The 12,854-nt window shown below is 38.0% G+C and carries 14 protein-coding genes and 1 tRNA gene; 14 read left to right on the top strand and 1 reads right to left on the bottom strand.

Annotation, left to right across the window (positions count from 1 at the left end; all coding sequences use genetic code 11):
- The first annotated feature begins 15 nt into the window (after nucleotides 1–15).
- The 7 genes from FJR11_RS07575 (at nucleotide 16) to FJR11_RS07545 (ending at nucleotide 6,592) form a co-directional block, all read left to right on the top strand.
- Nucleotides 16–951: a glycosyltransferase family 2 protein gene (locus tag FJR11_RS07575; protein WP_174762966.1), complete on the top strand. Its 936-nt coding sequence runs from the start codon at nucleotides 16–18 to the stop codon at nucleotides 949–951.
- A gap of 35 nt (nucleotides 952–986) precedes the next feature.
- Entirely contained in the window at nucleotides 987–1,559 is a 573-nt protein-coding gene (gene hpsU / locus FJR11_RS07570; RefSeq protein ID WP_168503130.1) for a hormogonium polysaccharide biosynthesis acetyltransferase HpsU, read from the top strand.
- A gap of 114 nt (nucleotides 1,560–1,673) precedes the next feature.
- Nucleotides 1,674–1,922 (top strand): hypothetical protein, encoded by a 249-nt coding sequence (locus FJR11_RS07565; protein WP_168503092.1) that lies wholly within the window; start codon nucleotides 1,674–1,676, stop codon nucleotides 1,920–1,922.
- A gap of 65 nt (nucleotides 1,923–1,987) precedes the next feature.
- Nucleotides 1,988–2,059 (top strand) — tRNA-Gln (locus FJR11_RS07560).
- Between the two features lie 99 nt (nucleotides 2,060–2,158).
- Nucleotides 2,159–2,824: a deoxyribonuclease V gene (gene nfi / locus FJR11_RS07555; protein ID WP_168503129.1), complete on the top strand. Its 666-nt coding sequence runs from the start codon at nucleotides 2,159–2,161 to the stop codon at nucleotides 2,822–2,824.
- 231 nt (nucleotides 2,825–3,055) lie between these two features.
- On the top strand, nucleotides 3,056–5,281 hold the full coding sequence (locus tag FJR11_RS07550; RefSeq protein WP_254444711.1) for a polysaccharide biosynthesis tyrosine autokinase: 2,226 nt from the start codon (nucleotides 3,056–3,058) through the stop codon (nucleotides 5,279–5,281).
- A gap of 165 nt (nucleotides 5,282–5,446) precedes the next feature.
- On the top strand, nucleotides 5,447–6,592 hold the full coding sequence (locus FJR11_RS07545) for a SpoIID/LytB domain-containing protein (RefSeq protein ID WP_168503091.1): 1,146 nt from the start codon (nucleotides 5,447–5,449) through the stop codon (nucleotides 6,590–6,592).
- A gap of 69 nt (nucleotides 6,593–6,661) precedes the next feature.
- On the opposite strand, the gene FJR11_RS07540 is transcribed toward FJR11_RS07545, so the two are convergent.
- Nucleotides 6,662–7,918, bottom strand: coding sequence for a hypothetical protein (locus FJR11_RS07540; RefSeq protein ID WP_168503090.1), 1,257 nt, complete (start codon nucleotides 7,916–7,918; stop codon nucleotides 6,662–6,664).
- A gap of 127 nt (nucleotides 7,919–8,045) precedes the next feature.
- Between FJR11_RS07540 and FJR11_RS07535 the strand changes: the two genes are divergently transcribed.
- The 7 genes from FJR11_RS07535 to FJR11_RS07505 all read left to right on the top strand — a co-directional run.
- Entirely contained in the window at nucleotides 8,046–8,522 is a 477-nt protein-coding gene (locus FJR11_RS07535) for a hypothetical protein (protein ID WP_168503089.1), read from the top strand.
- Between the two features lie 276 nt (nucleotides 8,523–8,798).
- Nucleotides 8,799–8,954, top strand: a complete 156-nt coding sequence (locus FJR11_RS07530; RefSeq protein ID WP_168503088.1) for a lmo0937 family membrane protein — start codon at nucleotides 8,799–8,801, stop codon at nucleotides 8,952–8,954.
- 80 nt (nucleotides 8,955–9,034) lie between these two features.
- Nucleotides 9,035–9,445 carry a YggT family protein gene (locus FJR11_RS07525; protein WP_168503087.1) on the top strand — a complete coding sequence of 137 codons (411 nt, stop codon included), beginning with the start codon at nucleotides 9,035–9,037 and terminating at the stop codon, nucleotides 9,443–9,445.
- Between the two features lie 154 nt (nucleotides 9,446–9,599).
- On the top strand, nucleotides 9,600–9,869 hold the full coding sequence (gene rpsO, locus FJR11_RS07520; RefSeq protein WP_168503086.1) for a 30S ribosomal protein S15: 270 nt from the start codon (nucleotides 9,600–9,602) through the stop codon (nucleotides 9,867–9,869).
- A gap of 12 nt (nucleotides 9,870–9,881) precedes the next feature.
- Complete coding sequence (locus FJR11_RS07515) at nucleotides 9,882–10,352, top strand: PAM68 family protein (RefSeq protein ID WP_168503085.1); 471 nt, start codon at nucleotides 9,882–9,884, stop codon at nucleotides 10,350–10,352.
- A gap of 498 nt (nucleotides 10,353–10,850) precedes the next feature.
- Nucleotides 10,851–11,249, top strand: a complete 399-nt coding sequence (locus tag FJR11_RS07510; protein ID WP_168503084.1) for a hypothetical protein — start codon at nucleotides 10,851–10,853, stop codon at nucleotides 11,247–11,249.
- Nucleotides 11,250–11,396: 147 nt separating this feature from the next.
- The coding region (locus FJR11_RS07505) for an NB-ARC domain-containing protein (RefSeq protein WP_254444710.1) at nucleotides 11,397–12,854 on the top strand (1,458 nt) is incomplete at its 3' end.

The raw sequence follows: 12,854 nt of genomic DNA, 5'->3' as shown, positions 1-12,854 counted from the left end.
CATTAACAATTTATTATGTCATCTAAACTACCAGTTTCTGTACTCATTCCTGCCAAAAACGAAGAACTCAATCTTCCCGCTTGTCTTAAGAGTCTAGTAAGAGCAGATGAAGTATTTGTAGTAGATTCCAAAAGTATTGATAAAAGTGTAGAAATTTCTGAAAATTATGGAGCAAACGTAGTCCAATTTGACTTTAACGGCCGTTGGCCGAAAAAGAAAAACTGGTCATTAGAAAATCTCCCTTTCCGTAATGAATGGGTATTAATTGTTGATTGTGACGAACGGATTACACCAGAACTGTGGGAAGACATCGCCCAAGCCATTCAAAATGATGAATACGATGGTTACTACCTCAACCGTCGGGTATTTTTTCTCGGAAAATGGATTCGTTACGGTGGTAAATATCCTGATTGGAATTTACGGTTATTTAAACATCAAAAAGGTCGCTACGAAAACCTCAACACAGAAGATATTGCCAATACTGGAGACAATGAAGTTCACGAACACGTCATTTTACCAGGGAAAGTTGGCTATCTTAAAAATGATATGCTGCACGAGGACTTCCGCGACCTCTATCACTGGCTAGAACGACATAATCGTTATTCTAATTGGGAAGCCCGTGTGTATTACAACTTGCTCACAGATAAAGACGAAACTGGCACTATTGGTGGGAAATTTTTTGGGGACGCAGTCCAACGCAAACGCTTCTTAAAAACAATTTGGGTGCGCCTGCCATTTAAACCACTGTTACGGTTTATATTGTTCTACATTATTCAGCGTGGTTTCTTAGATGGTAAAGCTGGATATATCTATGGCAGACTGCTGAGTCAATATGAATATCAAATTGGTGTCAAATTGTATGAATTACGTAATTGTGGAGGCAAATTAAATACTGCTAAACCCAAAAAATCCTCATCTACCAAACAAGAAATTCAACAGTCAATTAGTTAAGTTTTCAAAATTCCATGCCCCAAAACCAACCACCAATCACCGATGACGCTCCTTTCCTCGATTTACGCAAATATGACCAATCTTGGTTTGATCGAGGCCGCCCCAGTTGGTATGTTTTATTTTGGTGGTTAGTACAGGCGATCGCCTTTCCGCTCACTCCCCAACCCCTAAATATTCTCCGTTGTAGCTTACTCCGTCTATTTGGCGCTCGCATTGGCAAAGGTGTCTTAATTCGTCCCACAGCCCGCTTTACCTATCCGTGGAAAGTCTCCATTGGTGACTACAGTTGGGTGGGTGATGACGTGGTTTTTTACAGTCTTGATCAAATCAACATTGGTGAACATTGCGTCATTTCCCAAAAAAGCTACCTATGCACAGGTAGTCATGATATCCAAGATCCAGCATTTGGATTAAAAACAGCAAGTATCACCATTGGTAATGGAGCATGGGTAGCCGCTGATTGTTTTGTTGCCCCAGGTGTACATATTGGCTCAAATGCGGTAATTGGCACTCGTAGCAGTGTTTTTGCCAATATGCCCCCAGGACAAGTTTGTTGGGGAAATCCCTGTCGTCCCCAGTATCCTCGGCTCAAATCAGATAGAGAATAGGGAATAGGGAATAGGGAATAGGGAATAGGCAAATAGGTAATAGAAAAACAGTAGCCATGTAGAAAAAACTATGTTACTATCAAACTACATTATGAAACTTAGTAAGCAAAAATTATGCGACTGAAACGATGGGAGTCCCCACGTCGAGAAGGCAGAAACGATAAAGGTCGAGGTGGTTCTGCTAGAAAACGGCAACTGAAAAAACAAAGACAAATGCTCAGGCAGAAACTCAAAGAAAATCAAAAGCCAAATGATCATCATAAAAATCACCAGGGGGAAAGTTCAACTTCCCCCTATTTTTTGGCCGTTTTTTCGGAAACACCCCCCGTTCCTTGTTTCCAGCCCCTATTTATTGATCAGTAAAAAACTTTTCTAAAACACTTGACATCATCCTAATCAGACTGCTATATTATTTAAAGTTAATTCATTGGGGCGTAGCCAAGTGGTAAGGCAGTGGGTTTTGGTCCCGCCATCCCTAGGTTCGAATCCTAGCGCCCCAGTTATTTACAAAGCAAGTCGTTATGGCTTGCTTTTTGTTTTTATGCTTTTTCCTTGATTCCTATGGTGGTAAAAAGAAATTAATTACCAAATCGAGAAATATGGAAATTCACAAACATCATCATTGGCCTTCGAGCCTAGAAGAAGCGAAAACAATTCAAGAAAACCTCCGCTATCAAGTCATTACTACAGACAAACTTCCAGAAACTATCAAGTATGTTGCCGGGGTAGATATGGGATTTTTGGAAGATGGTAAAATTAGCCGTGCAGCAGTAGCTGTTCTCAGTTTTCCTGATTTACAAGTTGTAGAAACCAGTCTAGCATATCATCCTACTACCTTTCCTTACATTCCAGGTTTTCTCTCCTTTCGGGAAATTCCTCCTGTTCTTGATGCTTTGGAAAAACTGCAAACTATACCAGATATCATTTTATGTGATGGACAAGGAATAGCTCATCCTCGGAGATTTGGGATTGCTTCCCATTTAGGTTTACTAATAGATATACCGACAATTGGAGTAGCTAAATCTTGGTTAATTGGTGAATATGAAGAATTACCAGAAACAAGAGGTAGCTGGAAACCACTAATAGATAAAGAGGAAACCATAGGTGCAGTTTTAAGAACACGCACAGGAGTTAAACCTGTTTACGTTTCCAGTGGACATCGGATTAGCTTACTAACAGCAATTGAATATGTATTACACTGTACACCAAAATATCGCTTACCAGAAACTACTCGTATTGCGGATAAATTAGCATCTGCAAGATAAATATTTTCACAAAATTTGCAGAAAATTTATATTCCTCACACTGATTAGACAGATATCTAACTGAAGGTATTAGCCAAGAACTACTTCAGAATATTTTCTGTTAAGTATATCTGTGATCAGATCATAGGAAGAATCAGTATTGATTATTAACAAGAAAATATTGAGTATAAAATACTCTAAAAGTTTTCTAATCATCTTCTTCCAGATATATTGTTGCAATTTGAGAGGGATATGATTGTGGCTACAAATGGGATGAAGTTTCAAAAATTGCTGAATACCTCTATCTACAACCTAGTTGATATCAGAAGAATTACGCCGATTGCTCTTCATTATCGTTGGTTTATACTAGGGGTTTCCTGTGCGGTTATATCAGTTACTAGCCTTGTAGCTATCACCACTAAACCAACTTACAAGAGCTATATGCAGATATTGGTAAGTTATAATTTAGATGAATCTGCAAGTGATAATAAGATAGAAGAACAAACTAAAAAAGAGATAAATAAATCGCAATTATCAGCTATTGACTACAGTAGTCAAATAAAATTAATGCTGAGTGCTAAGTTAGTACAGAAAGCTGTAAATTTACTTCATGCTGATTATCCGCAATTGACTGTAAAAGATATTTATGATGATAGCACAACTGGTAAAATTTCATCTTTAACACTAACTCAGTTACCAGTAGATTCAGGAACTAACCAAAATTTAAGCCAAGTATTTTCACTCTCCTTTGCAGATAGAGATCCTCTGAGAACTAAAAGAGTATTACAAGCTTTACAAAAAGTATATCAGGATTATAATACCGATCAAAAAAATCAGCGAATTAATCAAGGTTTAGCTTTCGTTAATAACCGTCTACCAAAATTGCAAAATGATGTGTTAAAAGCAGAAAAAAAGCTAGAACAGTTTCGCAAAGAAAACAATTTAATTGATCCAGTTTCACAAAGTAAAATTTTACTCCAGTCTTTAGCAAATATTCAAATGCAACGGCAAATAACTCGCGCTCAACTGCAAGATGTACAGGCTCGACATCATAGTCTAGAGCGAGCGATTGTTGCTTCAAGCCAAAATCAAACAGTTATTAATTATTCCCCTGAATCTAGAGAATATCAAGCATTAGTTAATGAACTGAATCAAACAGAAAAAGCTTTAACTCAAGCTCGGTTACTTTACACAGAAAAATATCCAATTATACAACAGCTAAAACAAAAACAGCAGCTAATTATTACACTATTACAGCAGCAGCAGCAACAACAACAACAACAAAATAAAGCTATTGCTGCTAATAATAAATCACAGTTACTAGTGGAAATAATACCGAAATCGGAGAATGATTTAACTCAATTAAAAATGACGGCATTGGGACTAATTGCTAATGATAATTATTTAGAAGAATCTGAACAAAAAATTCGTTCTCAACTAGATACATATCCAAGTTTAATTACAGAATACAAGGGGTTAGTGTCAGATGTAGAGGTTTATAGAAAAACACTTAAACAACTATTTCAAATACAATATTCATTAGGTGTAAAAATCGCTCAAGAAGGTTTTAATTGGCAAATTTTAGAAGAACCTGCTCTAGGAATACATATAGGTAATCTGCGCTGGTTACTAATTATAGGAGGAGTATTAAGTGGTCCAGTATTAGGTTTAATAGCAGCTTTAATTTGGGAGAAATTTAATCATGCAATTTTCTACACCCAAGATTTACAAAATCTGACAAATATTCAGTTGTTGGGTTCAGTACCCAGACTAGGGAAAAGGCAAAATAATTGGGCAAGAAAACTCAATTTTATTGTCAGAAATGAATCAAAAAATGTAAATATTTCTAAACAGGAAATTATCAAAAATTTACCCAATCATGAAACATTAGATATTATTTACCAAAATATTCAGATATTAAATAGTTCTCTGCCTTTAAAATCATTGATGTTGACTTCTGCACTACCAGGAGAAGGAAAAACAACTTTAGCTTTAGGCTTGGGAGCTAGTGCGGCTCGAATGCACCAACGAGTATTAATCATTGATGCTAATCTGCGTTCTCCCAGTTTACATAAAACTCTCGGACTTACCAATGACTGGGGTTTATCTTTGTTACTTGTTGATGATATCAATACATCATTTCATAATTACATTCAGCCAATTCATCCAGCCATTGATGTGTTGACGGCTGGCCCCATACCAGAGGATGCGGTAAATTTGCTTAGTTCTGAACGAATGCAAGAATTAATGGATTTATTTGCCCAAAATTATGATTTAGTGTTGATAGATGCACCCTCTGTTCTAGATACAGTTGATGGGAGAATTGTCGCATCTTTGTGTCATGGAATTGTTATGGTAGGACGCATTGGTAAAGTTACTCCCAATAAACTCATGCAAGCTACGGAAATTTTGAGCAAGTTAAATTTAATTGGGATTGTTGGCAATGAAGTTTATGATGCTTCTCAGGTATTGACATAATGAAAAGAGGAGTCAGGAGTCAGGAAGAAAGAAGAAAGAAGAAAGAAGAAAGAAGAAAGAAGAAAGAAGAAAGAAGAAAGAAGTTACCCAGTCCCCAGTCCCCAATCTCGCGTTTTAGAGAATTGCTGAACTAGAATAGTAGACGCTTGTGATTAAACAATTAGCATGAAATTCCCACTGTTATTAGGCAATTTATTTTCTGAGATTAAAGGTAGACATTGGTGGATAGGTATCTTGATCTGGTTTGCGTTACTTGCTCCTGCACAAGCATCTGTAATTCTGCGTGTAGCAATTGAAAGAGAAGTTAAACAGGTAAAAGTCGGTGCTTCCACAACTGCTATTGTCAAAGATAGTAGTGGTAAGACTCTCGGACAATTACCAGGAATGAGTGCCTTTGCGGCTCAAGCAGTTCCTGGAGGTGTGGCTTTAGACAGGTGGCAATCGGGGTTATTTTGGATTGAACCCACTAATAAGGGATTTGTTTATATTGGCGATCGCTGGTTTCGTGGTAGAACCTTAGTAGTACCCACAGCAAACGGTTTAACTGCCGTTAACTGGGTAGATTTAGAAGAATATCTCTACAGCGTTATTGGTGGAGAAATGGATACTAGCTGGCCGCCAGAAGCCCTGAAAGCCCAAGCCATTGCTGCCCGTACCTATGCCCTGTATGAGCGCGAAAGACAACGCAAAAATCCCGTTTATGATTTAGGGGATAGTCCAGACCGTTGGCAAATTTATAAAGGTGTCAGTAGTGAAGCACCCAAAACCTACGCCGCAGTAGACACCACCGCTGGCAAAGTCTTAACCTACAACAACCAAATCATTCTTTCCGTCTTTCACGCTTGTTCTGGTGGACACACTGAAAACGTTGAAGATGTTTGGGTTAGCAAAGAACCTTATCTGCGGGCTGTTCCCGACTTTGACCAAAATATCAAAGAATGTAACTGGACAAAAACCTTCACTCCTGGAGAAATTAGTGCCAGAATTTCCGGTGTTGGTAATGTCAAAGATATGATTATCGAAACTCTTTCACCTTTCAAAAGTGTCAAATCCCTGAAAATTATCGGTGATAAAGGGACTAAAGTTCTTGAAGGTGAAGAAGTTAGAACTGCACTCAGAATTAAAAGTACCCGTTTTATTGTCAGTAAAGATGCAAATGGTGGTTTTGTCCTCCAAGGATTAGGTTTTGGCCATGGTTTAGGAATGAGCCAATGGGGAGCTTATGAACTAGCAAAACGTGGTGCAAACCACTTACAAATTTTAGGATATTACTACAAAGGTGTAGCCCTGACACCCATTCAAGCAAAGTAGGAGTCAGGGGGCAGGGAGCAGGGAGCAGGGGGGAATAATGACCAACAACCAATGACAACTGACAACTGACTAATCACCTATTTGCTTATTCTTAAATTCCTGTTCTAACAAATCTGTTTCTGTGGAATAAACTGAATCTTCCTTACCAATAACTTTTTCTGTGGCAAATTCACGTGCAAAGGCGATCTTTTTCTGTAAAGAAGTGTCTGCACCTGCTAATAATCTAGCCCGTTCTTGGCGTTGAAGATTGCGAGTAGAAATCTGATCATTGCGTCGTTTAATCCAAAAATACCGAATTAAGGGAATAGCTAAAAAACCTGTACCATAAGCTAATAAAAGTCCATAAATACCTTGCACAAAAGCGACTAACCCCCCAATCTGAGCCGCAATTGTGCCATTTCTCAATAAATTACCCAAGATTAAAGCCCCAACAAAATTCACTCCTCCTAAACCAGCACTGAGCATAAGTTGTCCAGAACTAGCCGCACTAAACTTCCAGGAAAATTCATGCAAATATTCAGATATTGAGTGCCGCTTTTTTTTACTTGCTCTTACTTGTAATTCTGGGAAATAATAGACTATTTGCCCGTCCGAACTTACCTGGGGCATTCCATTAAATCGTACCAGCACAGGTAACATATAATCCTCATATTCCTGTTGATATTTTGCGCCAATATCATCTAAATAAGGAGAAATTTGTTCTGCGACTACAGCCCCTTGATTATTACTAATTACAGCCCCAATTTCTTCCCAGCGACGTTCTTCCAAATTGGCGTTAGGATCGCCATCACCAAAGAGGAATGAAAACACAGCTTCAAAAAAATTCATTTCATTATTTTCGCCCCGTTCCCTCCGCCGTTCTCGGTAAGAATCACGGTGATTCGGGCTAAAATACCAGAATAAATCTGGGAAAAAGAAGAAATTAAAACCTCTAGAATTATTACTGCGATTGTCATTATCCCGATCTGAACTAGCAGTCATAATAATGATGATAGTTACAGTAATTAGCAAAATAGAAGCAACTAAAAGGATACCGAAGGAAATCCGAATTAGGTAAAATAGGACAGACCAAACTTTTTTCCACCATTCTTGCAAACGTATTTGCAAGTATTTGTTGCGGATAATATCCCGAAAATTTTTGGGAAATTGGTAAACAACATCACCTGATTCTGCAACCTGTAAATGTCCCCCAGCGTCAGCAGCTAGGGCTAGTAAACTTTGATTGACTTCAGCTATATTTAATCCTATCTGGGTGGACACATCACCAACCGTAACTCGGTAGCCCAGTTGTTCCACAGAACGCATAATGGCGGGATTGGGAGTCATAAATCTTCCCTTTTGTTATATTTTGGTTTACCTTTATTCAGTATAATTGAAGCAAAATTTCTTTTCTTTGCGATTCTTAATTGCAATCATACTTTTCACAAATTAGCTAGGATTTATATATACACCTATGGTTCAGTACAGTCTCGCTCAAAGCCCGGAACTTATCCTTACTGTTCCTGGTAAAGATTCCGCTAAAGCCCGTGATAAAGCCATGGATCAGCTAATGGAACTCATGGAAGCTGGTGAATTACCAACGGAACTAGAAGAGGGATTTGGTCCGCAACAATTAATTGAGGTGAAAGAACCAACTACAGATACTTCTAGTCGTGAAGATGAAATTACCCAAGCAGTGCAAATTCTCAGTAATTTAGCTTCCCTGAAGTTAAAAGTCCAAGAATCGCGCACTGAAGCCTTAGAAATTCGTCAAGCTATTGATGTGCTGTTTTCCGATAAATCCGTCACCGAGGAAGAAATAACCCATCTTAAAGAAGGCTTTAAGGTTCTCAAAAATTTTGCTCAAGCTAATCTGCGTTACCAGGAAGCGAGAGGAAAAGCAGAACAAGCTAGACAAGTTTTAGATCAGGCTCTCAAATCACCGGATTGACACTCTCAGGACTAAAGACACTGAGATTCTTTAATCAAAGACATGACTTGCTACTGCTGGATTTCTCCAATCTTAGATTCGATTCAAGATTTAGCAACAGCAGCAAAAATACCGTCTCTCTCCTCAATATCTTCGCCAAAAAAAGAGTGCTGATGGTTAAATTTGTTCTCTTTCGGTTGGACTATCTCTTCTTGAGGATTGAGATCCAATAAGGTTCAGATAAGATATTTGCATAACCAAACACCTCTGTAATAACACATTATAGAAAAGGCAAATATGATTAATCTAATTTGGACGGCTGCTGTTGTACTCTTTGTCCTCTGGCTATTAGGATTCTCAGTTAATGTCGGAGGTAGTTTAATTCATCTGCTTTTAGTTTTAGCTCTAATTGCAATAGTTTACAATTTACTAGTTGGTCGCCGCATGGTCTAATTTTTGAGGATGCCAGGCTATATCTGAGGGTTGAAGACAAGCGCCGAAGTTATGGCCACATTAATAAAAATCCCAAACTTATGAATAGAAATCCTCGTGAACGAAGTAATTCTGAGCGGAGACAAGAACTTCACAGTGAAGAAGAAAGTTTCCGACTGCAACAGGAAGAGGGACGACTTGAATCTGGTAAACGCAGATCTACATTTGCCTGGATTATCAATAGCATTTATCTTCTAGTGGGAATGCTGGAAATTCTGCTGATGTTGCGCTTCTTTCTGCGTTTTTCCGGAGCAAATACGCAAAATACTTTTGCCCAGTTTATTTACAATCTTTCTGATCCCTTCATTGCGCCATTTTCCACCTTATTGATCAGTCCTGTTGCTGGTGGTGGAGCGAATATTTTTGATGTCAATATCCTAATTGCAATCATCGTGTATGCTCTCTTAGGCTGGCTCAGTCTACGGATGGTCACATTTCTCTATGGTCGGTAGGGAAAAGTTGAAAAATGAGAGGATTTGATTTCATTACTATTGTTAAGCCCTGAGAGTGTCAGGAGTCCTAGAGAAATTTGCCACGCCAATGGCTGGGTGTGATATTATAGAAAGCTGCTACACAAATTTAAAAACAATCACAATTTAAGCGATCATGGCTCTGACGCAACAGCGCAAACAAGAAATAATTTCTGGCTTCCAAGTTCATGAAACCGACACCGGTTCGGCTGATGTTCAAATTGCCATGCTAACTGACCGCATTAACAAGCTCAGTCAACATTTGCAAGCTAATAAAAAAGACCATTCCTCCCGCAGAGGGCTGTTGAAGATGATTGGTCAAAGAAAGCGTCTTCTGGCTTATATCCAAGCAGGTAGTCAGGAAAAATATAAAGCTATCATTGGTCGTCTTGGTATTCGCGGTTAGGAACTAATTCTTATGGCTGCTGAAGAATCGGAACGTAGTCCCTTGCCTTTTGAGCCAAACAAAAAGCGTCCAAAACCCCCTAAGACTGTAACTAAGTCCGTCATTAAAACCCAAGAAACCCAAGAAAAACCGCAACAGCAACGCCGTTATTCTAAACAAGAAATGGCGATTCCTGAAGTAGTCAGTCAGCGAATGATTCGCCGAGTGGCTGGTTTTTGCGGTATCCCCACGGCTTTAGGGATTACTAGCTTGGTAGCCAGCTATCTGCTAGTCACCTTGGCTGATATCCAACTTCCGCCTATTGCCGTTTTATTGGTGAATATGGGATTGTTTGGGTTAGGTGTGGTAGGAATTACCTATGGTGTTCTTTCTGCGTCTTGGGATGAAGAAACACCGGGAACTTTTCTAGGTTTGGGTGAATTTAGCACTAACTGGGGAAGAATGGCCGAAGTTTGGCGTGATACCCGGAAAAAAGACGTTTGACGAGCAGCGTCCAGGTAATAACTGTAATATGGGGTAAGTTGGAAAATGAGTGTTGAAGTTGAATTTTTATGATTTTAACTTCAAGTTTAAAAGACTATATTTTTCTGGTTTATACCCAATATTCAGCAAAAAATACCTGGCGCTACATTTGTATTTATATGTTTAAAAGAATATGTTTTAATTTCTCAAAATGAAGTTAAGGTAGAAGTTTATCGTCAAGATGAAAAAGGAAATTGGACTATACAAACTTTGATGAATCGTGATGATAAATTACATTTAGATTCCGTTGGGTTGATTCTAGAAATAGCAGAAATATATGAAGATATTATTAATATTTGATTTTCCAATTTAGTTATAGAAAAAAATAGCAGATAGATTAAATAAACCACAATTCAGACAGGACTGCGTTGAGGAATATATAAGGTGTAGTGAAGCCTTGGCAAAAAAGATGTATCATAAATCATGAGGAGAAAAATGATACCTTAACCAATATTACAAATGGAACCATTAACAACTGGCGCTATTGCTGTTGCGACCGTACTCGCTACCAAAGCCTTGGAAAAAATTGGCGAAAACATTGGAGACACTTTATCTCACAAAACTCAGCAGTTTTTGGAATTGTTGAAACAGCGACTACCTGGAACTTTCGCAGCTATTGAACAAGCACCAGAACAACCCCTTAATTATGGTCAAGCTGTACTGGAAATAGAAACCGCAGCGAAAGCAGACCCTAATATTAGTCAAGTTATCCAGGAATTAGTCACAGTAGCAAAAGCAGAACAAAATCCTAAAATAGCGGACATTCTAGCGACACCGAACTTAGAGAAATTAGCGGACAAAATTGGTATGGTTGTCATGTCTGGAGGGACAGGAACAATTAATACTATGAACTTTTAACCAGATTTAAAAACTAAAACTTCTGCTTGTGGGATAGGCTTCTAGCCTGTCCAAATTTAAGCACAAACATATTTACTTTACAACATTATATCAACAATGGGGCAGGCAAGATGCCCACCCCACAATATTTTATCAACAATAAGCTTTATGACTGACAACTTTAGCAAGTTAGCAGATAAAATAGGTGCTGTTGCTTTACCAGGTGGTACAGTTCAGGTAAACACAATAAATATTGACGGACAAAAAAAGTTAACCCCCACTAAAGATATACCCTATCGTGGTTCTGTTCATTTTGTCGGACGAGAAACAGAACTGACAACTATCCATGAAGATTTGCGACGGGGAAATTATGTAGCAATAACCGGAATGGGTGGTTTGGGTAAAACTGAATTAGTTACTCAATACGCGACACAATATCAAGATCATTATGATGGCATAATTTGGTTTAATGCTAGACAACGTTTTCTCGCAGCAGAAGTATTTGAGCTTTTTACATTTGAATTAGGTTTAGAAATTCCTCAAGAACAGGGAGGAAAGCTGCTAACTCTAAAACAACAGGTAGCTTGGTGTTGGTTACAATATCCAAAAACACAAAAACCTGTTTTAATTGTCGTTGATGATTTAACTGATTTAACACAGTTACAAGATGTTGTTCCCCCAGAAACACGCTTTCGGGTTTTGATAACTACTAGACAACAACATTTAGACCCTAATTATATTCAAGAACTACCTTTAGAGGTTCTATCACCACCAATAGCATTAGAACTTTTACAAAAGCAATTGGGAAAAAATCATCAGCGAGTTGTCAATGAACCAGAAACCGCTACACAAATATGTGAGTTTTTGGGAAATTTACCTTTGGGGATAATTTTAGTCGGAAGTTATTTAACAACAGATTTGGGACTTTCTCTAACTGAAATGTTAGAACGGTTGCAAAAACGTAAGTTAGCGGAAACAGCTTTACAAAAAAGAGAAACTATCAATCAAACTCAATTGGGAATTAAAGCCGCTTTTAATTTAACTTGGGAAACACTGGATACTCAAACTCAATATCTGGGAGCATTTTTAAGTTTATTTTCTCCTCAGTTTATTATTTGGTATTTGGTAGTTAAGGTAATTGAGTTGGAAGTAGAGAATGAGAAAAAACAACTAACTTGGACAGAGGAAGAATTAACTAACTCTAAAAAAAGACTTTATCAAGTTAACTTTTTACAAATAGAACAAGAATCACCAGAAGCTTATACAATTCATAATTTAGTGCGGTTGTTTTTACAGGAACAGTTAGCAGAAGTTGGAGAAAAGCAGCCAATTCTAGAAAGAACTTTTATTACTCCTATGATAGCCTTTGCTAAAAGACTTCCTCAATCACCCACTTCCGAAGATATTGAAAATTTCCAGTTAGTTGTTGTTCATTGGGAAGATTTAGGAAAACGGTTAATAGATGAAATTAACCAAGAAACAGCAGCAGCGAATAATTTACCAGTATCTATGGTTGCTGATGAAATCCTTTGGGTATTTACAGGGTTAGGAAGATTTTATCAAGGACAAGGATTATATCAAGTAGCAGAATTTTGGTATCAGCAATCGGTAAAAGTTTGTCAAACT

The organism is Anabaena sp. UHCC 0187, assembly GCF_009712035.1.
In the GTDB taxonomy this organism is placed as follows: Bacteria; Cyanobacteriota; Cyanobacteriia; order Cyanobacteriales; family Nostocaceae; genus Dolichospermum.
This window is presented reverse-complemented; position numbering and strand designations above follow the sequence as displayed.